This window comes from Pontiella sulfatireligans (assembly GCF_900890705.1).
GTDB classification, from domain to species: Bacteria; Verrucomicrobiota; Kiritimatiellia; order Kiritimatiellales; family Pontiellaceae; genus Pontiella; species Pontiella sulfatireligans.
The window spans coordinates 710,449-734,416 of the sequence record NZ_CAAHFH010000001.1 but is presented as its reverse complement, the minus strand read 5'-3'; the positions used below and the strand labels follow the sequence as shown (position 1 = coordinate 734,416).

23 protein-coding genes are annotated in these 23,968 nt (G+C 54.0%); 20 read left to right on the top strand and 3 right to left on the bottom strand.

The window, feature by feature from the left end:
• Positions 1-434: 434 nt before the first annotated feature.
• A complete protein-coding gene (locus tag SCARR_RS02730; protein WP_222846154.1) occupies positions 435-689 on the bottom strand; it encodes a GlsB/YeaQ/YmgE family stress response membrane protein in 255 nt (84 codons plus the stop codon).
• Between the two features lie 243 nt (positions 690-932).
• Here SCARR_RS02730 and SCARR_RS02725 point away from each other — a divergent pair, with 243 nt between their 5' ends.
• From SCARR_RS02725 to SCARR_RS02720, 3 genes are read left to right on the top strand one after another with little or no spacing between them, the layout of a single operon-like run.
• Entirely contained in the window at positions 933-1,988 is a 1,056-nt protein-coding gene (locus SCARR_RS02725) for an IS110 family RNA-guided transposase (protein WP_136059983.1), read from the top strand.
• Positions 1,918-2,076, top strand: coding sequence for a tyrosine-type recombinase/integrase (locus SCARR_RS29225; RefSeq protein WP_342803670.1), 159 nt, complete (start codon positions 1,918-1,920; stop codon positions 2,074-2,076). Before SCARR_RS02725 ends, SCARR_RS29225 begins: the two co-directional genes overlap by 71 nt.
• 11 nt (positions 2,077-2,087) lie before the next feature.
• The gene (locus SCARR_RS02720; RefSeq protein WP_407984756.1) at positions 2,088-2,504 is read left to right on the top strand and encodes a tyrosine-type recombinase/integrase; all 417 of its coding nucleotides are present in this window, start codon (positions 2,088-2,090) and stop codon (positions 2,502-2,504) included.
• Between the two features lie 205 nt (positions 2,505-2,709).
• Here the strand turns inward: SCARR_RS02720 and mfd are convergent, their stop codons facing one another.
• The gene (mfd, locus tag SCARR_RS02715) at positions 2,710-5,814 is read right to left on the bottom strand and encodes a transcription-repair coupling factor (protein WP_168432929.1); all 3,105 of its coding nucleotides are present in this window, start codon (positions 5,812-5,814) and stop codon (positions 2,710-2,712) included.
• Positions 5,815-5,951: 137 nt separating this feature from the next.
• On the opposite strand from mfd, the gene SCARR_RS02710 reads away from it, so the two are divergent.
• The 11 genes from SCARR_RS02710 (at position 5,952) to queD (ending at position 12,669) form a co-directional block, all read left to right on the top strand.
• Positions 5,952-6,368, top strand: a complete 417-nt coding sequence (locus SCARR_RS02710) for a nucleotidyltransferase substrate binding protein (RefSeq protein WP_136059980.1) — start codon at positions 5,952-5,954, stop codon at positions 6,366-6,368.
• Between the two features lies 1 nt (position 6,369).
• A complete protein-coding gene (locus SCARR_RS02705) occupies positions 6,370-6,696 on the top strand; it encodes a nucleotidyltransferase domain-containing protein (protein WP_136059979.1) in 327 nt (108 codons plus the stop codon).
• Positions 6,693-7,772 carry an aspartate carbamoyltransferase gene (pyrB, locus tag SCARR_RS02700; RefSeq protein WP_222846153.1) on the top strand — a complete coding sequence of 360 codons (1,080 nt, stop codon included), beginning with the start codon at positions 6,693-6,695 and terminating at the stop codon, positions 7,770-7,772. The genes SCARR_RS02705 and pyrB overlap by 4 nt, the downstream gene beginning before the upstream one ends.
• 80 nt (positions 7,773-7,852) lie before the next feature.
• The gene (argF, locus tag SCARR_RS02695) at positions 7,853-8,782 is read left to right on the top strand and encodes an ornithine carbamoyltransferase (RefSeq protein ID WP_136059978.1); all 930 of its coding nucleotides are present in this window, start codon (positions 7,853-7,855) and stop codon (positions 8,780-8,782) included.
• A 53-nt stretch (positions 8,783-8,835) separates the two neighbouring features.
• Positions 8,836-9,072: a type II toxin-antitoxin system Phd/YefM family antitoxin gene (locus SCARR_RS02690; RefSeq protein ID WP_136059977.1), complete on the top strand. Its 237-nt coding sequence runs from the start codon at positions 8,836-8,838 to the stop codon at positions 9,070-9,072.
• The gene (locus tag SCARR_RS02685) at positions 9,069-9,467 is read left to right on the top strand and encodes a type II toxin-antitoxin system VapC family toxin (protein WP_136059976.1); all 399 of its coding nucleotides are present in this window, start codon (positions 9,069-9,071) and stop codon (positions 9,465-9,467) included. The genes SCARR_RS02690 and SCARR_RS02685 overlap by 4 nt, the downstream gene beginning before the upstream one ends.
• A gap of 15 nt (positions 9,468-9,482) precedes the next feature.
• Positions 9,483-10,124, top strand: a complete 642-nt coding sequence (locus SCARR_RS02680) for an HAD family hydrolase (RefSeq protein ID WP_136059975.1) — start codon at positions 9,483-9,485, stop codon at positions 10,122-10,124.
• Entirely contained in the window at positions 10,124-10,759 is a 636-nt protein-coding gene (locus SCARR_RS02675; RefSeq protein WP_136059974.1) for an HAD family hydrolase, read from the top strand. Before SCARR_RS02680 ends, SCARR_RS02675 begins: the two co-directional genes overlap by 1 nt.
• 3 nt (positions 10,760-10,762) lie before the next feature.
• Positions 10,763-11,512 (top strand): 7-carboxy-7-deazaguanine synthase QueE, encoded by a 750-nt coding sequence (locus SCARR_RS02670; RefSeq protein WP_136059973.1) that lies wholly within the window; start codon positions 10,763-10,765, stop codon positions 11,510-11,512.
• Complete coding sequence (gene queC / locus SCARR_RS02665; RefSeq protein WP_136059972.1) at positions 11,512-12,201, top strand: 7-cyano-7-deazaguanine synthase QueC; 690 nt, start codon at positions 11,512-11,514, stop codon at positions 12,199-12,201. Before SCARR_RS02670 ends, queC begins: the two co-directional genes overlap by 1 nt.
• A gap of 102 nt (positions 12,202-12,303) precedes the next feature.
• Complete coding sequence (gene queD, locus SCARR_RS02660; RefSeq protein ID WP_222846152.1) at positions 12,304-12,669, top strand: 6-carboxytetrahydropterin synthase QueD; 366 nt, start codon at positions 12,304-12,306, stop codon at positions 12,667-12,669.
• A gap of 12 nt (positions 12,670-12,681) precedes the next feature.
• Here queD and SCARR_RS02655 read toward each other — a convergent pair whose 3' ends face one another.
• Entirely contained in the window at positions 12,682-13,857 is a 1,176-nt protein-coding gene (locus SCARR_RS02655) for an AraC family transcriptional regulator (protein ID WP_136059971.1), read from the bottom strand.
• 346 nt (positions 13,858-14,203) lie between these two features.
• Here SCARR_RS02655 and SCARR_RS02650 point away from each other — a divergent pair, with 346 nt between their 5' ends.
• From SCARR_RS02650 to SCARR_RS02625, 6 genes are all read left to right on the top strand, one after another.
• Complete coding sequence (locus SCARR_RS02650) at positions 14,204-16,861, top strand: hypothetical protein (protein WP_136059970.1); 2,658 nt, start codon at positions 14,204-14,206, stop codon at positions 16,859-16,861.
• A 277-nt stretch (positions 16,862-17,138) separates the two neighbouring features.
• A complete protein-coding gene (locus SCARR_RS02645; RefSeq protein WP_136059969.1) occupies positions 17,139-17,600 on the top strand; it encodes an EF-hand domain-containing protein in 462 nt (153 codons plus the stop codon).
• An 85-nt stretch (positions 17,601-17,685) separates the two neighbouring features.
• Complete coding sequence (locus tag SCARR_RS02640; RefSeq protein ID WP_136059968.1) at positions 17,686-18,777, top strand: glycoside hydrolase family 16 protein; 1,092 nt, start codon at positions 17,686-17,688, stop codon at positions 18,775-18,777.
• 24 nt (positions 18,778-18,801) lie between these two features.
• On the top strand, positions 18,802-19,731 hold the full coding sequence (locus SCARR_RS02635) for a hypothetical protein (protein WP_136059967.1): 930 nt from the start codon (positions 18,802-18,804) through the stop codon (positions 19,729-19,731).
• Positions 19,732-19,733: 2 nt separating this feature from the next.
• A complete protein-coding gene (locus SCARR_RS02630) occupies positions 19,734-22,280 on the top strand; it encodes a glycoside hydrolase family 2 TIM barrel-domain containing protein (protein WP_136059966.1) in 2,547 nt (848 codons plus the stop codon).
• A gap of 19 nt (positions 22,281-22,299) precedes the next feature.
• Entirely contained in the window at positions 22,300-23,943 is a 1,644-nt protein-coding gene (locus tag SCARR_RS02625; protein ID WP_136059965.1) for a sulfatase, read from the top strand.
• The last annotated feature ends 25 nt before the right edge of the window (positions 23,944-23,968 follow it).

Genomic DNA, 23,968 nt, shown 5'->3' with positions numbered 1-23,968 from the left:
GCATCATCACCCAGCTCCTTAGCAGCAACCCTCTTGGGCGCACTTCTTCGGCAGGCACTTTTGTTCAACTGATACATAAAGAAAACCCGCCCGGCACGAGGCCGGGCGTCAGAGGCCGGGCGTCAGTCCTTGAATTTTAACATTTGCTGCTTCAGCGCTCATAAGGCCAGGGGTCAGTCCTTGAATTTTAACATTTGCTGCTTCAGCGCTCATATCTCACCCTTGGTTGCGCTCTCCATTAATTTAATATTTCTCGAAACACTGCTCGGATGCCCCATCGTTAACAAATCTGATATCCAACTATTTTTAACGCATGTATTTCGGCGGATTAACCAAGCAATTGCCATTTTGTTTTTGGCCCCTTTTGAATGTTATTATTCAAGGAGTGATCTCTTTTTCCGAGCATTTACCGAGTAGGCTCCACTGGTGGTTGGCTATTTCTTTTTCACGAGGCTGATCGCAAAGAGGAGAATGATTGCTCCTATAGTAGATGTAACAATTGGGCCTACCCATTCGCCACCGATTGAAATATCAAGTACTCCAAATAACCATCCTCCCAACAAGGCTCCAAGCAAACCGACAATTATATTTCCAACGAGGCCAAATCCGGCTCCCTTGAAAAGAAATCCAGCTAGCCAACCTGCAACACCACCTATAACTAATGCAATAATGACCTGTTCAATTTCCATTGCTTTCTCCTTTGGTTCTTTTTATGAAAAGCCAACGATCGGGCTGAGTTGCCGTGAATATAAACTTCGACCTAATCAGCTGGCGTTTTCACGGTAAACTCAAGCCCCTTGATACTCATCTAAACCTTTCCGAAAGGGTCGTTAAATCCTTAAGCTAAAATGAGGTGCCTCCTTCTGGCCAAGCAATACGGCTGACCACCCGAAGGCGGCGTCTCCAATTGGCACTAATCGAAGGAGGCATTGATGAAGTATTACAAAACGACGACGAAATACAACTGCGGAATCGATCTGCATACGAGGCAAATGTACATCTGCGTGATGGACCTGGATGGGAACATTCTGGTTCACCGCAACATCCGGAACAACGACTTCGGGTTTTTCCTGAAGCTGGTGGAACCCTACAAGGATGATCTGACCGTAACCTGCGAGAGCTGCTTTGTCTGTTTCTGGCTGGCGGATGCCTGCGAGGATGCCGGGATCAAGTTCGTGCTGGCCCATGCGTTCTATGTGAAGTCGATTGCGGCGAACAAGCACAAGAACGACAAGGAGGATGCCCGGGAGCTGACGGAGTGCCTGCGCACCAGCCGCATTCCCCCTGCCTATGTCTGCCCCCGGGATCTGCGGCCGGCCCGGAAGCTGCTCCGCCGCCGCAACAAGTATGTGAAGAACCGGGCCGAACTCACCGGCCATTCGACTTGCGAGGTGATGGCTGCCGGAAACCAGCCGCTAACGATCAGTGCGAACAGCAAGGAGCGCTGGCGGGAAGGCATCCGGTCAAGTTTTGACAACCCGCTCGATTCGTTCACTGCCGAAATGGAGTTGTCCATCGTCGAGCGCTACGACGAGATCATTATGAAAATGGAGCAACGCATCGAAAAACATGCACGGGATTTCAAGCAGCAGGACTACCGGCTGCTGCGCACGGCTCCAGGCATTGGAAAAATACTGGCACTAACGATCCTCTACGAAACAATAGACATCAAACGCTTTCCGACCGTGAAGGATTTCATCAGCTATTGCCGATTGGTCTGCGGCACCAACGAGAGCGGCGGCCTCGACCCAGCGGCAGGCGTTGAATGCGATCATCTTTTTGTATCGCGAGGTGCTGGACATCGAACTGGGAGCAATCTCGCCGATACGGAGCAAGAAGCAACGCAAGCCGCCAACGGTTCTGACACAAAACGAGGTTCAGCACGTGTTGCGGAACATGGAGGGGACGCATCGGCTGATGGCGCAGCTGCTGTATGGATGCGGCTTGAGGCTGATGGAGTGCGTTCGGCTGCGGGTGAAAGATGTTGATTTCGGCAATGGCTACATCAGCAGGTGGAAGGGAAGGGCGGAAAGGACCGCCGTGTGCCGCTGCCGGAACGGCTGTTTCCGGATTTGAGAGCGCATCTGTTGCACGTTAAGCACTTGCATGAAGCCGACTTGAAGGCGGACTATGGGGCGGTGTTTATTCCCGAATCGCTGGGCCGCAAATATCCGAACGCGTGCCGGGAGTGGGCGTGGCAATATGTTTTTCCAGCAACGCGCATCAGCACGGATCCGCGGACGGATGTGAAACGGCGGCACCATATCAACGAAAACGGGCTGCAAAAGGCGATCAAGGCGGCGACCGCGAAGGCGGGCATTGCCAAGCGGGTGACCTGCCACACGCTGCGCCATTCGTTTGCGACGCATCTGCTGCAAAGCGGCTCCGACATCCGCACGGTCCAGGAATTGCTGGGCCATTCGGATGTTTCGACCACGATGATCTACACCCATGTGCTCAACCGCCCGGGTCTTGCGAGCGGCAGCCCGCTGGATTTGCTTTAGGAGCATGACGGGTGTCGGGGGACGTGAGGCCGGCAGGATGCGACGGCAGCGTAGCGGTATAATTTTTCCTGCTCGGGGAATTGAAATCATTCTGCCTATACTCCTGCTGCTACGGAGCAGTTTTAGGCAGAAAATTGAAGGGTATAAAAATCCATGTGCATGCTCGGATGTTTCTGCCTCATAATATTTCTGCTGCGGAGTCGCTTTAGTTCCCGCCGCACTCCAGGATTATACCAATCAGCTCCTTGAGCATTGCGGTGGCGGGGCCTTCATCCAGCAGCGGGTGGCGCCCGCCGAAGGTTAGGTAGTCGTTGTCTTTCGAGAGCATGACCTTCCGGTTGCGGACAATGACGGATTTAACCCCGCAATCCGCCGCAACAATGCGCAGCTCGGCAATGAGCATGAGGCGCTGGACTTGTTGCGGGAGCTTGCCGAAGCGGTCTTTGATCTCGCGCTTCATCATCGAAATCTCCTGCTTGGTGGCCAGCGCCGACATCCGCTGGTAGAGGCGCAGCCGCAGGTTTTCATCCTCGATGTATTCATATGGGATAAACGCGCCGGTGGCTTTGTCGCCCGACTTTGGGGAAAGGTCGAGGAAATCGATTTTTACGACCACATCCATCAGGGGCGGGGGCTTTTTGCCCTGCATGATGGCGATGGTGCGCTTGAGCAGCTGGCAGTAGAGGTCGAAGCCGACGGCGGAAATATGGCCGCTCTGCTTGGCGCCGAGCATGTTGCCGGCGCCGCGCAGCTCGAGGTCGCGCAGGGCGAGGCGGAAGCCGGAGCCGAGGCCGGTGTAGCGCTTGATGGCGTTCATGCGGTCGCGGGCGGCGTCGATTATGTCGCCGCCGGGCGAAAGCATCATGTAGGCGAAGGCTTTGTGGCTGGAGCGTCCGACGCGTCCGCGCAGCTGGTAGAGGTCGGAAAGGCCGAAACGTTCGGCATTCTCGACGAGCAGCGTGTTGCAGTTGGGGATGTCGACGCCGCTCTCGATGATGGTGGTGCAGAGAAGGACATCGAAGCGGCCTTCCACAAAGGCATGCATGATTTGCGAGAGTTCGGTTTCGCCCATCTGTCCGTGGGCCACAGCGATGCGCGCCTCGGGCACCAAGGCCATCAGCCTGTTTTCGACGTGATGGATGGTTTTAACGCGGTTGTGCAGATAGAACACCTGCCCGTTGCGGTGGAGCTCCATGCGGATGGCTTCGGTGATGATTTCTTCGTCGTAGGGAATGACGTTGGTATCGACGGGCTGGCGCTCCTGAGGGGCGGTTTTGATGGTGCTGAGGTCGCGCACGCCGGTGAGGCTCATGTAGAGCGTTCGGGGAATGGGCGTGGCCGACATGGTGATGACGTCGACCTGCTTGCGCAATTCCTTGAGATGCTCCTTGGCGGTGACGCCGAAGCGCTGCTCTTCGTCGATGATGACGAGGCCGAGGTTTTTAAAGTTTACGTCTTTGGAGAGAATCCGGTGGGTGCCGATAAGGATGTCGACTTCACCCTCCAGGGTTCGTACCAGGGTTTGGCTCTGTTGAGCACGCGTACGGAAGCGGCTGACCATGTCGACCCGGATGGGGAAGGCGGCCATACGTTCGACGAAGGTGTCGTAGTGCTGCTGCGCCAAAATGGTGGTGGGAACCAGCACAGCGACCTGCATGCCGTCCATTACGGCCTTGAAGGCGGCGCGCATGGCGACTTCGGTTTTGCCGAAACCGACATCGCCGCAGAGCAGCCGGTCCATTGGGCGCAGCTTTTCCATATCGCGTTTGAGCTCGTCGGAAGAAGTGAGCTGATCGGGGGTTTCGGTGTAGGGGAAGGCGGCCTCGAACTCGGCCTGCATGGCGGTGTCTTTGGAGAATCGGTAGCCGCGCTTGGCCTGGCGTTCGGCCTGGGTCTGCAGCAGCTGGGAAGCGAGGTCCTGCACGGCTTCTTCCGCGCCGGCTTTGTCGTTGCGCCATTTGCGCCCCCCGAGCGTATGGGGCTTCGGGGTCTGCTTGCCCATGCCTTTGTAGCGGGTGAGCAGGTGCGCTTGCGTGACGGGAAGATAGACCTTTTCGCCTTTGGCATATTCAATCGAGAGCACTTCCATGCTGCGCCCGCTGAATGAGGTTTCGACGAGGCCGAGATATTTCCCGACGCCGTGCTCCACATGCACCACAAAGTCGCCGGGCTGGATGTCGGCCGCCTCGGAGACGCGATCTTGCTGCTTGTGGAACCTTTTGGTGTGGCGGGCGTGGGCGTTGCGGTTGGTGTGATAGGCGTAGAAATCGCTCTCGGTTACGACCAAAATTTTGCGGGTATGATCGACGGCGCTTTCGTGCAGCACGCCGGGGTGGAGTTCCAAGGAAAGGAATCCTTCGAGGTCGTCGTAGAGTTCCCGGAAGCGGTTGAGGGTTCCCTTTGTTTCAAAAAAGAAATGAACCGTCCAGTCGCTAGACGCCTCGGCGCAGCGTTGATCGACAAAGCGCCGGCGCGCCTGTTCGGCTTCTTTGGGATGCGTGTCGTACGAGACGGCGAAGAGGCCGGTGTCATAAAAACTGAATCCGGATTCAATTTTCTGTGAGTCGTGATTCGTGAATCGTGAGTCGTTCACGATGAGCGTGTTTTCGGGGAGCAGCTCGGTGAGCAGGCAGGTTTCTTCTCCGGCGAATCCAAAATCCATTTGAGGCAGCTGAATGGAGTTGGTCTTTTCGATGGAGCATTGGGTCTGGTCGTCGAAATAGCGGATGGAGTCGACCTCGTTGCCGAAGAATTCGATGCGGACGGGGCGGGGGGCGCCGGGGGGCCAGCAATCGAGGATGCCGCCGCGCAGGGCCGCCTCGCCCTGGGAATAGACCTCCACGCCGAATTCATAGCCCGCTTCCGCCATCCATTCGGTCAGTTCTTCAAGCGGGTGCTCTTCGCCCAAGCCCAGGGTGCGGACCGCCTGCTCCGATTCTCCGGCAACTGGAACTTCCTGCTCCATGGCCTGCGGGCAGGTGATAATGATAAATCCAGCGTCACGGAACGCTGCACGATCGCGCAGCGTTCCGTGACATAAAGGTTTTCTAATGTATTCGACGAGTTTCAGGTGCTCCCCAAACACTGCGGGATCTTTTTCCAGGGGTTGGAAAAGATGAATGGCCCTATCCGAGACGCTGGGAGAGAGCGTTTGCAGCGACTCGTGCAGCTTGTCCATTTCCCGGACGTCGGCGGCAATCCAGAGAATGTTTGTTTTTTTGTTCTGAAAGATGTCCCGGCACAGCAGGGCCTGCATGCTGACGGGGGAGTCGTCCGAGCGCGCATTGCCGGGGGAAACGCATTTTAGCACCTCCCCGTTTACCCGGAGGGTGCTCGTTTTGGGATCATCGAATGTCATGCGGGAAATGTAAGTGAAGAAAAGTGGGATGGGAAGGGTGGACTTTGCGTTCGAGCTCGCTATTATTCTTGTATTGAAGGGAAATGATTATGGGCGATCAGGACATTAGATGGATTCAGCGGTTTTCGAATTATTCGAAGGCGCTGGCACAATTGGAGGCTGCTGTGGCTCTTTCGCAAGAGCGGGCGCTTTCGGACCTAGAGAAGCAGGGCGTGATCAAGGCCTTCGAATATACGCATGAAATGGCGTGGAAAACCTTGAAGGATTTTCTGGAGCACAAGGGGAACAAGGATATCTACGGTTCCAAGGATGCCACCCGCAAAGCCTTCTCTTTCGATTTGATTGAAGACGGCGGCGTCTGGATGAAAATGATCGAGCACCGAAACGAAACCGTTCATACTTATACTGAAGCGGTCTTGGATGAAATCTATACGGCCGTCGTGGATTTCTATTTCGAGGAGTTCATGAAGCTGAAGGTACGGCTGGCAAAACAGATGGAAGAGTAGGATGCCGTACGGACTGGAAGAAGAAACCATTGTAGAAATCCTCGGGATTATTGCAAAAAACCCAAAAATCGAGGAGGCGGTTCTTTATGGTTCACGGGCGAAAGGAACCTATCGCAACGGATCGGATATTGATTTGACGCTAAAGGGCGAAGGGCTGACTGCATCGGATGCGTGGGGGATGTTGAGTGAGTTGGACGACACCTCGTTACCGTATTCTTTTGATGTTTCGGTTTTTGGCGAAATATCCAATCCGGATTTGGTGACGCACATCAACCGTGTCGGGGTGGTTTTCTACAAGCGGATGGAAACAGGAAAGCAGGAGAAATGATGAAAAAACTGAGTGGAATTTCGTGGCGTGATTTCAAGGCGCTGCCATTGTTGGAAAAAGGCGACTATTTTCAGGGGACGCCTCCGCATACGCTGATTGCGCAACAGTTCACGCGCGAGAAGCTGCAGGAGCTGTGTGCGCTGGCCACGCGCATCAAGCGCATTAACAAACGGCGCGACGGAGCAAACTTTCTGAAGACGCTCCTGTGCGACAAGCGGGCGATGCTCTATTTTGCGCAGCCGTCGTCGCGCACCTATCTTTCGCACAACGCCGCCTGCCAGATTCTGGGGCTGGACACGATGGATGTGCGCGACAGCAAAACCTCGAGCGAGGTGAAGGGCGAGTCGCCGGAAGATACGATCCGAACCTTCAGCTCCTATGCCGACATGATCATCATGCGTCATCCGGTGGGGGGATTTGCCGAGCGCGTGGCTTGGATGCTTGCGCATACCAATCGTGAAATCCCGGTGCTGAACGCCGGATCGGGCGCTGACCAGCATCCGACGCAGGCGCTGCTCGACATCTATACGCTGGAGCGCAGCTTTGAAAAGATTGGCGGCGTTGATGGAAAGAACATCGTGTTTGTGGGTGATTTGATGCGCGGGCGCACCGTGAGGTCGCTGGCGTGGATGCTATCTCTTTACAAAGACGTGAAGCTCTATTTTGTTGCTCCGGAACCACTGCAGATCGGGCAGGATATTTTGGATCTGCTGGATGCGGCCGGAACGAAGTATGTTGTGACGCAGGACTTTGCCTCGACCATGCCGATTGCCGATGCGATCTACATGACCCGCATTCAGGACGAATGGGATGCGGAAGGCGAAAGCAGCACCATCGATACGAGCGCGTTCAGCATTGGTGCCGAGCACATGGATATCATCAAGGATACCACGGCCATCATGCATCCGCTTCCTCGCCGCAAGGAGATCAGTACGGACATCGACAACGATCCCCGGGCGGTCTATTGGCGCCAGATGCGCAACGGCATGTGGATCCGCGCCGCGCTTATCCTGACCACCTTCGGGCGGCAGGATGAAGTGAACCAATATTACGACAACTACAAACCGGGAGCGTGAAACATGACGGTTGATTCGTGTTTTTCCTTTTCACGGATCACGACTCACTCATTACGCCCTACGCATCACAAGGAACAGCCATGGAACATTTGATTACACTGAAGGAATGGAGCCCTGAAAAGATCAGGGTTGTGTTGGATCTGGCCAAGGACGTGAAGGCCAATCCGGATAAATACGGCAGCGCGATGGCACGCAAGACCCTGCTGATGATTTTTGAAAAACCCAGTTTGCGCACGCGCCTTTCGTTCGAATCCGGCATGACGCAAATGGGCGGGCATGCCATATACTACCATACCGGAAACTCGCCTATGGGCAGCGGCAAGGAGACCATCAGCGATTCCGTCAAGGCGGCCTCGCGGTTTGTCGATGTCATCATGGCGCGTCTCTTCAAGCACGGAGACCTGCTCGAAATGGCGGAATATGCCACTGTGCCGGTGATTAACGCCCTCACAGACGACAGCCATCCCTGCCAGATCCTCGCGGACCTGCAGGCGATCGAAGAAAAGAAGGGGGTGTTGGCCGGCCTCAAGCTGGCCTATCTCGGCGACGGCTTCAACAACGTGACGCACTCGCTGATGTTCGGCGGCACCAAGATGGGGATGCACGTGAGCGTGGGCTCGCCGGCTGGCGAGGAGTATTCGCCCCGTGCGGACGTGGTTGCGGACTGTGCTGCTTTCGCGTCGGCATCCGGCGGCTCTGTTGCCGTGTCCGCCGATCCCGTGGAAGCGATAAAGGATGCGGACGTCGTCTACACCGACTCATGGATGAGCTACCACATTCCGAAGGATCAGGAACAGGCGAGAATTGCCAAGTTCATGCCGTACCAAGTGAGTGCTGAGCTGATGGCGCACGCCAAACCGGACGCCATCTTTATGAACTGTTTGCCTGCGATCCGCGGCTGCGAGCAAACCGCCGAAGTAATCGACGGCCCGCAGTCGATTGTATTCGACGAGGCCGAAAACCGCCTCCACGCGCAAAAAGCGGTCGTTCTGAACCTCTGCAACGCCTAGCTTGTCAAGTTTGACAAGTTTGTGTTCGGTGCTAACGTGCCATTGGAGGTCGGATGAAAACATTGGCAGTCGGTGATTTTAAAACCCATTTTTCAGAAGTGCTTGAGGACGTTAAGCGCGGCGAGGAATTTGTGGTTTGCTACGGACGCAAGAAGGAAAAGGTTGCGGTGCTTATTCCGTATGAAAAGTATGAGAAAAAGCCCGTGGTGCTAGGCGTGCTTGAAGGCATCGCCAGCTACAGGTTCCATGATGATTTCGAGATGACCGATGAGGAATTCATCGGATCATGAAACTCCTGCTGGATACGCATGCCTTCATTTGGGCGGTCATGGACACTGCGAAGCTGAGCCCAACCGCGAAGTTTCATTTGCTTAAGCCGGGCAGCGATGTATATGTCAGCGCGGTTTCATTGTGGGAAATCGCCATTAAGCATGCTTTGGGAAAGCTTGATCTGAAGGGCGTTGATCCGTTGGAGCTGGCTGGATATGCCACTGGCAAGATGGGTTTCAAACTGTTGGATTTAGATGCAGAACTAGCCGCCGGCTACGAATCCGTTCCTGCCAAGCATCCGGATCCTTTTGATCGGATGCTGATACATCAGGCCGTTGCGTTGGGTTTGCATGTTGTTTCTGCCGACAAACGTTTTCCGCTGTATGTAGAACATGGGCTTAAGTTGATCTGGTAGGGGGAATGCCTTGGCATGAAGTTGTGGAATTATGAAGCCTTTGTCTTGGATTTGGACGGAACCTTGATTGATTCGGGGAAGTACCATGCGCGCGCGTTTGCCGATGCGGTGCAGGAGCAGAGCGGATATATGCTTACTGCGGATGAACACCACGAGTTTTTTGCCATGCACAGCACGTGGTTTTCAACGGTGTTGAACAAACGCCATGGTTTGTCGCTCAAGCCGGAAAGCGTGCTGGCCCAAAAACGGAAAAGGGTGGAGGAAATTTTTGTGGCCGAGCTATTCTCGGGGGCCAGAGATTTTCTGGAGCGGTGGTACGGTAAAAAACCGATGGCGCTGGCGACCAACTCGCCGCTCAGTTTTGTGCAATCGGCTTTGAAAAAAGCTGATGTAATGAAGTATTTCGAATGCATCACGACGGCCGACGATGTGGTCAACCGCAAGCCGGACCCCGAGGTGGTTGAAGTCTCCATTCAACGGTTGCAGGCTGACCCACTGAATACCCTCGTGTTTGAAGACCAGTTAATCGGCATCGAAGCCGCCCGTGCGGCCGGTGCGAAAGTCATCGCGGTGGATAACGGGCAGCCCGTCAACTATCCCGTCGATGTCGCCGTGTACAACTGGAGCGAGCTGCTTAAACTATCGGAGATGCGTTAATGCCCCCTCAATTATTGATTTTTGATCTCGATGGAACGCTGATCGACTCGCGCGCCGACCTCACGGCGGGCATCAATCATATGCGCGCCCGCTATAAACTTGAACCGCTGACGCTGGAAACGGTCAGCGGCTATGTCGGGGACGGCGTCCGCAAACTGGTTGAGCGGTCGCTGCAAGGGGCTTCGGTGGATGCCGATGAAGCGCTTCAAATTAATAAGGATTATTACTTTTCACACCTCACGGTTCATACCGCGACCTACGACGGGGTGGAGGAAGGCATCCGTCAGTTGGCCGCGGCAGGGCATGCGATTGCGCTTCTCACCAACAAACCGGGCGATCCCAGCCGCCGGCTCTTGCGGCATTTCGGAATTGCTGAATATTTCTGCACCGCTGTTGGCGGGGGCGACACGCCCAATCTAAAGCCGGCTCCGGACGGAATTTTCGAATGTATGGAAGCCTCCGGCTTCGATTCTTCTCATGCGTGGATGATTGGCGACCACTACACCGACTTATTGGCGGCGGAAAATGCGGGGATCAAAAGCGCGTTTGTCCGGTACGGGTTTGGGGACGAGCGGGGCCATAAACCTGATGCATATTTTGCTTCGTTTTCGGAGTTGGTCGGGTACTTTGTCTGAGCCATGAAAACATACCTTTCGGAAATCTTCAGTTCAGTCCAAGGCGAGGGCCCCTACGTGGGCGAGCGCCATCTTTTCGTTCGCTTTTGCGGGTGCCACCGCGACTGCATTTTTTGCGATACCAACACCGAGCGCACGGAGACGGTGCTGGTGGAAAAAAATCCGGGCTCCGGAATCTTTGAACAAGTGCCCAATCCGCTGACGGTGGAGCAGGTGATGGAGCTGGTCCGCGAGGTGGACGGCAAAAAGAACAACCGGCGCGTATCGCTGACCGGCGGGGCGCCGCTGCTGCAGGCTCATTATCTGCGCGAACTCCTGCCGCACCTTTGTGGCGATGACCATAGCATCTACCTCGAAACCGCCGGCGATCTGCCGCTTCAGCTTAAGACGATTATTGAATGGGTCGATATTGTGGCCATGGACGTGAAGCTTTCCAGCGTGACCCAAGAAGCAAACGCCTTTCCGGCGCACTGGCAGTTCCTCAAGACCTGCCGCGATTTTGACGTCGATGTATTCACCAAATTAGTGCTTTCGGCCGGCACGCACGACGGCGAGTTGATGGAGGCGATCAAGGGCATTAAGAAAGCGGGAGGCCGGGAAACGCTGGTGGTCATCCAACCGATGACCAAGGCGGTCAAAACGGATGCTGTTCCCTCGGGCGAACAGCTGCTGCGCTGGCAGGATAAGGCGCTGGGTGTGCTTCCAAATGTTCGGGTTATCCCGCAAACCCACAAGATGATGGAAATGCTTTAATGTCAGACAATCCGAAAAAAGCGGTCGTGCTTTTGAGCGGCGGATTGGATTCCGCCACGGCCATGGCGATGGCGCTCAAGGACAGGTTTGAGGTTTATGCCATGTCCTTCAACTATGGGCAGCGGCATTCCGTCGAACTCGATTGCGCGGCCGAACAGGCCGAAACGGGAGCCAAAGAATTCAAGGTTGTGGAAATTGATCTTCGGGCATTTGGCGGCTCTGCGCTGACCGCCGATATCGACGTGCCCAAGCATGATGAAGTGGACGAGCTCTCAGACGAGATACCCGTTACCTACGTGCCCGCGCGCAACACCGTTTTTCTGTCCTATGCGCTGGCCTGGGCGGAAGTGCTCGGGGCGGATGATATTTTCATTGGCGTCAATGCACTCGACTACAGCGGTTATCCGGATTGCCGTCCCGAATTCATTGCCGCCTACGAAGCGATGGCCAACTTGGCCACGGTGGCCGGCGTGCAGGGGCGGAAACTGACCATCCATACGCCGCTGATTGATCTGACCAAGGCCCAAATCATTCAACGCGGGCTTGAATTGGGCGTTGATTACGCTAAAACAACAAGTTGCTATGACCCGGCGCCGGATGGGCGCGCCTGCGGGCGATGCGATTCGTGTTTGCTGCGCTTGAGGGGGTTTAGCGAGGTTGGGAAAGCTGATCCACGGGAGTATGTTTAGTATACTGCGTACTGCGTATTACGTATTGCTTGACTTCTGTCCGTAGCGAACGACCTTCATACGCAATACGCAATACGCAATACGCAATAAGGAATTCGACCGATGCCGAAAATGAGAATCTACAAGGAATTCAAATTTGATTCAGCCCATTGGCTGCCCAACGTGCCACCGACGCACAAGTGCTCCAACATGCATGGGCATACCTACATCATCGAAATCCATGTGGAAGACGAACTCGATCCGGCGTTTGGCTGGGTGCTCGACTACAATGATCTGCGAAAAACGGTTGAACCATTGGTCGATCAACTCGATCACAAGGTGCTGAACGAAATTGCGGGGCTGGAAAACCCGACGGCCGAGCACATTGCGCTCTGGTTCTGGAACAAAATCAAGCCTGAGCTTCCGCAACTCGCGCAGGTTGTCGTAAAAGAAAACCCCACCAACGTCTGCATCTATTCGGGCGAATAATACGAAGCCTATTTAGGGCGCTCTGAGATCTGATCCGGCGCCTCGGGCATGGTTGCGGTAGCGGCCCAAAGAGGTGCCGGTTTCTTTTTTAAAGATGGCGCCAAGGTGGTTATAGGTGGCGTAGCCGCACGCTTCAGCGATCTCCTGCATCGGGAGGTTGGTCTGGGCCAGCAGCCTGCGGGCGTTGTTGATGCGGATACGCCGCATTTCCTGAGCGGGAGACCGCCCGATAAGCTGCATGAACCCCCGCTCCACGGTCCGTCGCGCCACGGGCACCTTTCTAAGCAGTACTTCAATTTGCATTCCGTCGCATGCGTGGTCGCGGATGAGGGTGAGGGCCTGCTTGATATAGGGATCGTCGATGGCCAAGGTGTCGGTGGATAACCGCTCTTTAATCTCTTTTGGCTCAAGAAAGACCGAAGCATTCGGGGATTTTCCACCGAGCATGGTCGTGTGCAGCATGGACGCGGCCATATATCCGATTTGATTTGCCGGCGTGATGATGCCCGAGAGGGAGGGGTGGCAGGCATTGCTGAGCAGTGCGTCATAGTCGCCGCCGAGCACGGCGACATCGTGGGGGACGGGAATGTCCGCTTCACGACAGGCGCTCACAATATCACGCCCAATCTGGAAGCCCCACGTAAAGATGCCGATGGGTTTGGGCAGTTGTTTCAACCAGAGAATAAGATGCTCATCCCTAATCGACCATGGACTCTTGGCACCTAATTGAGAATCCGGTTGAAAGACATGGCAGGGGGTGCCGGATTCCGCGAGCCGGGTCTCAAAGGCTTTTTCGTGTTCTCGAACGCAGGAATCTTCCATGGGGCCAACATAGGCAAAGTTGCGAATGGCCCTATTGCGGAAATGGGCTACGGCCAATTTGGCGGCGGCATGTCCATCGGTGGAAACGCGCGGAATACTACAGCCTTCGATTTTCAGGGCAGAAACATTGATCGTGGGAATGTTCAGCCTGTCGAGAGCCGTGGCCAATTCAGGGGTTGAAACGCGGGCGATAACGCCATCCACCCCGGTTTGCTTTGGTGCTTCGAAACGCTCCTTTTGTCCCTTGGGTTCAATCAAGAGGTCCCATGGACCATGTTGCATGGCAAAATCGAGAACGCCTTGGACGATGCGCCGTCCCCAGCCGGTCGAGGTATCAACAAGTAGAACGATGCGAGGTGCTTGCATGGTAAACGCCTTCCCTTTTCTATTATCCCGCAGATATAGCGAAGTTCTTTACTTTTGGCAAGGGTCTTGTCGTGTTTGCGACTAAATAATACGCGTACGCGTATAGACGGGGTTTTAGATAAGTGTTTTATTGGCAGCAATGAAGCGGTGGCTTTTGCCTTGGATGCCTGAATGGTTTGGAGCAGGTAGACAATCGGATGGATCACAAGAAAATCATTCGGGTGCTTAGTGCAGTATAAGCCTTGTTTTTTACAAGAACGACGGTGTTCTTATCCGCTGAAGAGGCGCACCGTATTTGATGAAACCGGGATGGGCCCGGATAACCACGCAAGCAGGAGGAAATAAGATGAGAACGAAATTATGGTGCATGGCAATCGTTGCTATGTTGGGTATTCAGGCATCATTCGGTGCCAATTTATTAGTCAATAGCGATTTCAGTAGTTCTACGATTGCTAATGAATCAACGCCGGAGTTTCAGGATCTGGATGGTGGGTGGCTGACCCCAGGAACAACATCGTGGACGCTTCCTGGTGATGGGAACGCATTAGCAGGGAACATCGAAAAAGGACTTGCCCAGATCGTTTCGCTGAATAGTACAGGAACCGGATTTGACTTTTCTTTTGACTGGACTCCGGACAGCGCTTCGGGCGCTACCGAGTTAGAACTGGCGTATTATCTTGTCGGTTGGAAGCTCAATGATGGTGCGAGTCCGTCCAATACAGACGATTTTTTCAATAATATGAACAATACGTCTCTTTCGACCCGGGAGATGATCGGTGCGCTTGGCGGAAAAGCCACTGCTGTTGATCTGATCACAGGCTTGGAATATACTACAAATTATCCCGTGGCTGATGCTCAGGTCGCTGGCGGCACTGCAGGCACCACGCTTAATGTTTCACATTCAAGCTTAACTTACACTGTGGATGACTTTGATTACATTGGAGTGCTGTTCCATAACAACAATGAAGCTAAAGCTGGAAGTACCATTTCCAATCTCAACCTCTCCGTGATCGGAGGGACCACACCGAGTCTGCCTCCGTCCTTCAAAGAGGAGCCAACCGTAAAATCAGGGACCTTTGTTCAATTGGATTATACCGACACCCTTGCTGACGATGTTTCTGAACCCAACGACGATGTGGTGACATTCACCAAGCTCACGGGGGCCGACTGGCTGAGTGTCGCCACAAACGGTGTTCTAACTGGCACTGCAATGACCAATGATCTAGGCCTTAATGTATTTACCGTGGAAGTAAGTGATGTTGATGGTTCAGCAACCGGTACGGTCCATATTTCTGTGGGTGATGTACAGCCGGAAGCGGCAGAGGGTGAAATGGTCGTAAATTGGACCATGGCGGATCCTGATTTTGCTGAAGATAATCAATTTGTTGCCTGGCGGAATGTAGACGCCGGTTGGGTTGCCGACAAGACCGTTGATGTATGGAGCCTTACTGACACACCCGGTGAAATGAAAATGGTTTCAGGTTCTTCAAATGATATTGAGGACGGTCTGGCCCAGATTTTCTCTGTTCAGGGTTACGGCGACTCCCTGACCTTTAAATTTGACTGGACGGCCGGGGCGAACGCCAGTAATGGCACGGAGAATCTGCTGTATGAAGTGATTGGCTGGAAAACAACTAACCCGAGTCCGGCAAGTCAGGGTTTCCGAAGTATACAACTTAACACCACCGTTATTGACGATTTTGCAGGCAATGCGATCTGGACGGACCTGCTGGATGGAATGAGCGGAACGGGGCAGACCAATGCCACGCAAGGCACCTTCGTTGGAACACCCGGCGTTGTGACCTCTGCAAACATCACCATTGACCTCAGTGCTTTTGGGGCAGATGTCAGTGATTTCGATGTTATGGGAATCCGGTTCCATATTGCCACCAACTCGCTTAGCGGCATCGGCGGCGTGATCGATAACGTGAGCCTGCTTTCCGAAATCCCTCCTGCCGCTACTGTTGTGCAATGGGGCATTTCCGGTGGCGACACCAATATCGTAGCAGCCGATGCTCTGGAAGATATTCTTGATACCCCCACGACCTATGTTGCGGGGACGGATGTCACCGCTGAACTGGAAGCCGCCTATACGAATGCTTCGGGTGAGGCGCTGTATTACACCGACCGCACCGACCGCACTCCGGGCTTCAACATGGCTTATTATGCCACTGATCCCCTGACCTCCAACCACGAGATAACCGATGAAACACCTGGTGATCAGATCGCGTTCGGAAGAAACACCACAAATATTCAGCTGATGGTTGTCTGGGAGGCCGCGGACTTCCTCGTTCCTGCGGAAGAACTCAAGACGCTGGCCATTGAGACCGAGAGAACGGGAACGACGGGTACGAATGAATATCGCTACCTGATTCAGCAGGGCAGCCAGTTCTACGTGAGTGCATCTAACACCCTGTTGGCGGCCCATAGCAGCGACGGCGATGTCGAGGTTGATTCTCTCGACTGGTACGCGTTCACCGCGTTCAGCAACGACGCCGGAACCATTGCAGGCACCGCAACGCCGATTGCAAGCTTCACGAACATCAATGCCGTCGGGTATTACGTTAATCTGGAGAATGCCAGCACAGCGACCATGTCGAGCCGCACCCGCTACTTCAAGGCAGCGGCCACGCAGGCTGCAGCGAGTGGTTTCGATGGTTTCCTTGAGCAGTATACTGAGCTGAGCGGTGTTGAAACGGATGACTACGACGAAGACGGCCTGAGCGACTGGGGTGAATATGTCTTCGGTGGTATTCCGACCGACGACACCGATATCGGCACGCAGCCCGCGTTTGATTCGGCGAACGGGGAATATCTCTTCTCCATCATTGACGACAGCACCCTTAAATACTATGTCCTCACCAATCTGGACCTGGTTATAGGGGAGTGGGGCACCAATATTGGCCCGGTCGATATTACTGTCGATTCCGATTCGCTTGGCAGCTACAGCAACAACGTTGGCACTGCGAACGATGCACTGTTTCTGAAGCTGTTGGTTGAATAATTAACTGCTTATTCGCGACTCTTGTGTCGCAACTGTGCCTCGCCGGAAGGCGAGGCATTTTTGTTTTTTGAACGATGGAAATCACCATGAAAATGATCGTGCAGTATGATTACGTATATTGCTGCGACGATGACTACATCTTCCAGTTCTCGACGAACTAGAATTACATCTGGCAGGATCTCTTTACCACGAATGTCAACGAAACCCCGTTCCTGCCCATTGACGGGAATGCAACTAATGCCTATCGGTTCTGCCGGGCAATAAATGGAGAATAAAAATGAAAGTATGGCTGACAGTACTATTGATCGCCGCCTCGGCAACGCTGGTTGAGGCGGCCAAAGGCGATTCCACGAAGGAACAGTTCATGGCTACGCAGCAAAAGAATGCGGAAGCAAAGGGCATGAAGTTCGACGCAAAGAAAACCGAGAAAATGTTCGAGCAACTCGATGCCAACGGCGACGGCATCGCTTCTGGCGATGAAAAGAAAGCCTACTGGTCAAAGGGCAGCGCGAAACCAGCGCCTGCTCCTAGAGCAGCGCCGGTGGCCAAGAAGACGCACGTTGCGGATCAAACCAAGGCTGAGTTTGTTGCTTCTCAGAAGGTTCGCTATGAATCCAAAGGGTGGAAGTTTAACCAGGCCACGGTTGAAAAAATGTTCGTCGAAATCGACGTGAACAAAGACGGCCTCGCCGATGGCAAAGAGAAAAAGGCCTATTGGGCCAAGCAGAGCAAGAAATAGTCTGCGGCTTTGCCGCTCTGGAGTGCGCCGACCCCGTCGGCGCTCTCCAAATCGCTTTACGCAAAATAAAACGGAATAGAACACCATGAAATACAGCAGCTTCTTGCTCCCGGCCCTTCTGGCGGCACTCGTCCTGAACACCGCAAACGCACAGGAGATCGATCCAGCCAGCGACGCAAATGTCCAACCAAACGCGGCGGTCGAGGGCTATAAGCTGGCGTGGTCCGATGAATTCAACGGTACTGAGATCGATGATGCCAAATGGGAATACCGCTTGGATTCCAAGCATTGGAGTACCCAGCAGGCCAAGAACATGAGCGTCTCCGATGGGGTCGCTAATATTAATCTGCGGAAGGAAAAGACCGGAGGCATGGACTATACCGGCGGCGGCATTATTTCGAAAAAATATTTTCGATATGGATATTATGAAGCCCGCATTAAATGTCCGGCCGGAGCGGGGTGGCATACCAGCTTCTGGATGATGGATAATCACCACGAAAACTCGGATACTTCGCAGGTTGAGTTGGATCCGCTGGAAACCAACTCGATTGATCTGCATACGTTTTCGACCGATTACCACCAGTGGCGCTCGGACATTGGACACATGAAAAGGTATCAACTGGTCAAGACCCCAGATGCTCCGCTGAACGAATTTTATGTCTACGGCATGGAATGGACGCCGGAAGCCGCGTATTTCTATTTTAACGGCAAACTGGTCCGTACAGCGAAAGACCTGACTCAGCAACTGCCGAAGGAAGAGAAGACCGCAGGCAAAAAGCCGATTGTGCGCAAGGTTTCTGAAACCGATAAAAACGATCTGCAAATCTGGTTTACCAGTATTGCAACCTGGCTGGGCAATACCGAAAAAGTGGACGACTCTGTGCTTCCTTCAACTGCCCAGTGCGACTACGTTCGCTTTTTCGAGTCCGATTTCTCGAGTGCCGCAATGAAAGGCGTCACAAAGAAACCCGCTCCCAAGAAATCTGCTGCTCCGGTTAAAAAACTGGCCAAAGGCGACTCCTCATTGGAAATGTTCTTAGCCACGCAAAAAGCGCAGCAGGAAAAAAAAGGGTTCAAGTGGAATGCAAACAAGTATAAAAAAATGTTCGAGCAGATGGATACGAACGGCGACGGCATTGTCTCCGGTGCCGAGAAAAAGGCCTACTGGACAAAATAATAGGCCGGTACTTAAAGCATGAAGATGAATAAGTGGATAATATATGCTTCGGCACTGGGTTTGATAAGCGGCTTCTGCGATGCGGAAGCCGCCGAGAAACTGCATCTCGATGTTGCATCAACTCGTCATCTGGAGCTGCCGACGCTCGAAACCGGCAATGCTTCGCCCGGAAAAAAAGCGGCCGTCACCCCGCCGGAACATGCGGGCAGTACAGTGTTTCATACGCTCTACCTTCCAGAAAACTGGAACCCCGACTGGCAGAAAACCGGCGAACGCCTTCCCATTATTTTTGAATATGCCGGGAACTATCATCCCCCGACCGGTTCAACCGGCGAGCCGGAAGATGCCGCACTGGGGTACGGCCTGTCCGGCGGAAAATATATCTGGGTGTCCCTTCCGTTTGTGAGTGACGATCATCAGGACAACGCCATCAAATGGTGGGGCGATCTCGACGCCACGGTGGAGTATGCCAAAGTTAATGTTCCGCGTATTATTGAAACCTATGGCGGCGACCCCAATGCCGTATTCCTCTGCGGCTTTTCCAGAGGGTCGATTGCCGTGAACTATATCGGCCTTCACGACGATGAAATTGCCGCGCTTTGGTCCGGCTTCATTACGCACGATCATTTTGACGGTGCCAAAGCGGGGGGCGGCTGGGGATCACCGCTGGCCGGCTATCAGGCGGTGGCCTCCAATCGTCTGATGCGGGTTGCGGGCCGTCCCTACATGGTGGGCAGCAATGGCGCTTCCAAACAGATCCGGGCGTTCATCGACTCGGCTCAGACCGTTCAGACCAACTTTTATTTCCATGCCGTCGGAATTAACTCCATCTTTCCGGAAGGTTTTCCAAATGACATTGCGGCGCATGCGCATACCGATCGATGGCTAACACGGCCGAGCGTTTACCGCCAGAATGCATGGGAATGGATGAACGGCGTAATCAATAGAGACTGAATATGAATAAGACTATTATAATTGCCGGGTTGGTTCTTTGTGGAGCGGCATATGTCGGCGCGCAGAACAACGGCCTGATGAACTTTAATGACGGCTGGCTTTTTACAGAAACCGATTCTGGAGACTACAGCTTAACGACCTACCAACCTGAAGGCTGGGAAAAAGTGGATCTTCCGCACGACTGGTCGATTGAAAAGGACTTTTCACAGGAGCTGGAAGGGTGCACGGCCTTCTTGCCTGGCGGCATCGGTTGGTACACCAAGGTCTTTGATACCCCCATCCAGAAAAACCAGAAATGCTACATCGTTTTTGACGGAGTATATAACAATGCTGAGTTTTGGCTAAACGGCATAAAGATCGGCGATCATCCCTTCGGCTACGCTCCTATCCACTATGACTTGACCGATCTCCTCGCACCGGCCGGACGGGAAAACCGGTTTTCTGTCCGCGTGGACCACAGCCGCTATGCCGACTCGCGCTGGTACACCGGTTCCGGCATTTACCGCAACGTACACATGCTGATTGCCGACAAGCTTCATATCCCGGTCTGGGGCACCTTCATTGCCACGCCTAAGGTGTCGAAGGATAAAGCCACCGTTGAACTGAAAGTTGAAGTAGCCAACGATTATGATGCCAAACGGAAAGGTTCCATTGTAACCGATGTTTTTGATGAAGACGGAACCAAAGAAGCCTCTGTGAGCACATCGTTCTCCATTGGATCGAACGAGGAATCGGTTTACACGCAGAAAATTAAGGTGGCGAAGCCAAAACTATGGAGTGTCGACCATCCCCTTCTCTATACCGCGAAAACCCGTATCGTGACCGAAGGCCATGCGCTGGAAGAACGCTCGACCCGTTTTGGCATTCGTTCCATCCGCTTTGATAAAGACAAGGGCTTTTTCCTGAACGAAGAAAACATGAAAATTAAAGGCGTTTGCCTGCATCATGACGCGGGCATCGTGGGTACTGCCGTTCCGAAGGATGTCTGGAAGCGCCGGCTGCAGCTGCTGAAGGATGGTGGTTGCAACGCGATCCGCAGTTCGCACAACCCGGCGTCCGATGAATTTCTGGATCTGTGCGATGAGCTCGGATTCCTGGTTCAGAACGAGTTTTACGATGAATGGGACCTGCCGAAGGACAAGCGCTACAACATGCAGGACAAGGAAGTCGATTACATCACGCGCGGGCATTCTGAACATTTCCAGACCTGGGCGGAAATCGATCTGAAAAATACGATGCGTTCCGGCCGCAACCATCCGAGCATTTTCCAGTGGAGCATCGGCAACGAGATTGAGTGGACCTATCCGGGCAACCGGGGGGCTACCGGAATTTTTAAAGAAGAGGATAAAAACGACAAAATGGATTGGACGCTTTGGCGCACCGAAACACCCCCGCACACCCCGGAACAAGTGCGGGAATATTTGGCGGACTTTCCGGAGCAGACCTTCGACATCGGCGAAACCGCGCGCAAGCTGGCAAAGTGGACGCGCGAGATGGATACAACCCGCCCGGTCACGGCCAATTGCATTCTTCCCACGGCGAGCTTTGAAACAGGCTACATCGATGCGCTGGATGTGATCGGCTACAGCTACAAGCCGCACAAATACGATTACTTCAAAAAAACCTATCCGGATAAGCCCATGCTGGGGACGGAAAACGTGCCGCGCTGGTACGAGTGGAAAGCGGTCGTCGAGCGCGACTTTATCCCCGGCCTGTTCCTTTGGACCGGCGTAGACTACATGGGCGAGTGCCGGGAAAAGCATTGGCCGGTTAAGGCCACGCCGCATGGCCCGTTGGATGTTGCCGGCTTCCCCCGGGGTTCTTTCTACCAGTATAAATCGTTCTGGAGGGAAGATGTTCCCACGTTGGCCATGTATTCACAGACCGCGAAAAAATCCACCTTCAAGAAAGATAAAAACGGCAAGGCGATTGAGAAAAAGAAGGATGGATGGAAGCTGGCACCGCGCGAATGGCAGCATGTGAATCCGCACTGGAACTATCTTGATGGTGAAGAGACGATGGTTGAGATCTACTCAAACTGCGAGGTCGTTGAACTGTTCCTCAACGGCAAGTCGTTCGGAAAACAATTTCTGAACGATCAGGAGGACCGCATCTATAAATGGCCGGTAAGCTATGAAGCAGGCGAGCTGGCCGCCAAGGGAACCTGGGGCAAGCAAGTGGTCAATGCCAAACTTGAAACGGCGGGCGCACCCGCTTCGATTCGCCTGACTGCAGACCGGCGCCAGATGGCTGCAAATAAAACCGATGTGGTTCATGTAACAGCCCAGTTGGTGGACGCGCGGGGCCGGGCCGTAAAAAATGTGGATGAGGAAATTACCTTCGAGGTGCACGGGCCGCACAAATTCCTGGGCACCGACTGCGGTGATACCGCCAAACTGAAAAACTTTAAGGGTAAGACGGTGCCGACGGCTTTCGGCCGTTGCCTGATGATTATTCAGGCCACCGATCAACCTGCAAACCTGCGTATTGCCGCAAAATCCAAAGACGGGCGCCTAGGGTCAAACATCGCCAATATTGAAGTAAAATAAACTCTAACTGGACATCATTATGAAAAAATTCTTAACCGCCGTTCTTGTCGCTTCAGCATGCATCTGTTTCGCCGGAAGCCGGCCTCCTCAACAAGCAGAGGACCGGCCGAACATTTTGTTCATCGCCATTGATGACTTGCGGGCCGAGCTGGGCTGCTACGGATCTGAAATTGCCGTTACGCCGAATATCGACAAGCTGGCATCGCAGGGGCTGCAGTTTAACCGGGCCTACTGCCAGCAGGCGATTTGCGGGGCGTCGCGAGCCAGCCTGATGACGGGCGGCCGCCCCGATACCATCGGCATCACGCACAACTATGTAAAATTCCGTGATCTCAATCCGGATATTCTAACCCTGCCGCAGGCCTTTATGGCGCAGGGATACGACACGGTATATTGCGGCAAGGTTTATCACCATGGCGATTTGGATCCAGCCTCTTGGAACCGGCAGCCTTCTATCGATAAACTGCCCGCGGGAAGCGCAAAGCCAAAGGATGGATTTGCGCTTCCAGAGAATCAGAAGATTAAAGCGGAAAACCGCAAGAAGATGATTGCGAAATACGGGGAAGTGGCAAAGCTGGGCTTGGCTATGGGGCCCGCCTATGAATGTGCCGATGTTCCGGACAACGCCTATCGCGATGGGTACCACACCGATCTGGCCATCGTAACGCTGCAGGAAATGGTTGCGGAAGGCGACAAGCCCTTTTTCTTTGGTTTCGGAATGAACAAGCCGCACCTGAACTGGGTGGCCCCAAAAAAATACTGGGACCTCTACGACCACGAAAAAATCCCGCTGGCCACGCAGGTCGAAGGACCGGAAAACGGGGCGAAAGTGGGCATCCATCCTTCCTTCGAACTGCGCGTCCGGTCCGGCATTCCGAAAAGCGGCGACTTCGATCCCGAACTTGCCCGTACCATGAAGCACGCCTATCTCGCCTGCATCAGCTATGTGGACGCCCAGATCGGCCGCATGATCCAGGCCTTGGAAGAGGCGGGTGTGCGCGACAACACCATCATTATTCTCTGGAGCGATCACGGCTATCATCTCGGCGAAATGGGCATGTGGTGCAAAGCGACCAACTATGAAATCTCCACCCGCGTTCCGCTGATGATCTGGACGCCGGACATGCCCAAGTCCAGTCAGGGAAAAACGACTGAGGCACTGGTTGAGCTGGTCGATATGTATCCGACGCTCTGCGATCTCGCCGGCATTGAAAAGCCGGTGCATCTGGAAGGACTCAGCTTTGCGCCGCTATTGGAGAATCCTTCCAAACCTTGGAAGAGCGCCGCCTTTAGTCAGTTCCCGAGCCCGGCGCTGCGGGAGTGGGGGGCTTACCCGATTCGCCCGGCCATGCGCGAAACCTACTTCGGCCCATTGCTCATGGAGGTCGAAGACGAAATCAAGGCGCAGATGGGCGAGAAGTGGGATCGTGAATTGTTTGAAAACAATTTGATGGGCTACGCCATGCGCACGGACCGTTACCGGTTCATTGCCTGGAAAGATACCAAGCATCCCGATGCAGCACCATTGTTTGTCGAGCTGTACGACCACAAAACCGATCCAACCGAAACGAAGAATGTGGAGGGTCAATATCCCGAGCTCGTCGCAGAATTGTTGAAAGAACTTAACGCGGGCTGGAAGGGAAGCCTGCCAGATGGAATTTAAACACAAAGACACCAAGCTCACGAAG

Excerpts from the sequence above, each read along its gene's own strand:
- SCARR_RS02730 (WP_222846154.1), bottom strand. The coding sequence starts at position 689 with ATGGAAATTGAACAGGTCATTATTGCATTAGTTATAGGTGGTGTTGCA.
- SCARR_RS02725 (WP_136059983.1), top strand. The coding sequence starts at position 933 with ATGAAGTATTACAAAACGACGACGAAATACAACTGCGGAATCGATCTG.
- SCARR_RS29225 (WP_342803670.1), top strand. The coding sequence starts at position 1,918 with ATGGCGCAGCTGCTGTATGGATGCGGCTTGAGGCTGATGGAGTGCGTT.
- SCARR_RS02710 (WP_136059980.1), top strand. The coding sequence starts at position 5,952 with ATGGGCGATCAGGACATTAGATGGATTCAGCGGTTTTCGAATTATTCG.
- SCARR_RS02705 (WP_136059979.1), top strand. The coding sequence starts at position 6,370 with ATGCCGTACGGACTGGAAGAAGAAACCATTGTAGAAATCCTCGGGATT.
- pyrB (WP_222846153.1), top strand. The coding sequence starts at position 6,693 with ATGATGAAAAAACTGAGTGGAATTTCGTGGCGTGATTTCAAGGCGCTG.
- argF (WP_136059978.1), top strand. The coding sequence starts at position 7,853 with ATGGAACATTTGATTACACTGAAGGAATGGAGCCCTGAAAAGATCAGG.
- SCARR_RS02690 (WP_136059977.1), top strand. The coding sequence starts at position 8,836 with ATGAAAACATTGGCAGTCGGTGATTTTAAAACCCATTTTTCAGAAGTG.
- SCARR_RS02685 (WP_136059976.1), top strand. The coding sequence starts at position 9,069 with ATGAAACTCCTGCTGGATACGCATGCCTTCATTTGGGCGGTCATGGAC.
- SCARR_RS02680 (WP_136059975.1), top strand. The coding sequence starts at position 9,483 with ATGAAGTTGTGGAATTATGAAGCCTTTGTCTTGGATTTGGACGGAACC.
- SCARR_RS02675 (WP_136059974.1), top strand. The coding sequence starts at position 10,124 with ATGCCCCCTCAATTATTGATTTTTGATCTCGATGGAACGCTGATCGAC.
- SCARR_RS02670 (WP_136059973.1), top strand. The coding sequence starts at position 10,763 with ATGAAAACATACCTTTCGGAAATCTTCAGTTCAGTCCAAGGCGAGGGC.
- queC (WP_136059972.1), top strand. The coding sequence starts at position 11,512 with ATGTCAGACAATCCGAAAAAAGCGGTCGTGCTTTTGAGCGGCGGATTG.
- queD (WP_222846152.1), top strand. The coding sequence starts at position 12,304 with ATGCCGAAAATGAGAATCTACAAGGAATTCAAATTTGATTCAGCCCAT.
- SCARR_RS02655 (WP_136059971.1), bottom strand. The coding sequence starts at position 13,857 with ATGCAAGCACCTCGCATCGTTCTACTTGTTGATACCTCGACCGGCTGG.
- SCARR_RS02650 (WP_136059970.1), top strand. The coding sequence starts at position 14,204 with ATGAGAACGAAATTATGGTGCATGGCAATCGTTGCTATGTTGGGTATT.
- SCARR_RS02645 (WP_136059969.1), top strand. The coding sequence starts at position 17,139 with ATGAAAGTATGGCTGACAGTACTATTGATCGCCGCCTCGGCAACGCTG.
- SCARR_RS02640 (WP_136059968.1), top strand. The coding sequence starts at position 17,686 with ATGAAATACAGCAGCTTCTTGCTCCCGGCCCTTCTGGCGGCACTCGTC.
- SCARR_RS02635 (WP_136059967.1), top strand. The coding sequence starts at position 18,802 with ATGAATAAGTGGATAATATATGCTTCGGCACTGGGTTTGATAAGCGGC.
- SCARR_RS02630 (WP_136059966.1), top strand. The coding sequence starts at position 19,734 with ATGAATAAGACTATTATAATTGCCGGGTTGGTTCTTTGTGGAGCGGCA.
- SCARR_RS02625 (WP_136059965.1), top strand. The coding sequence starts at position 22,300 with ATGAAAAAATTCTTAACCGCCGTTCTTGTCGCTTCAGCATGCATCTGT.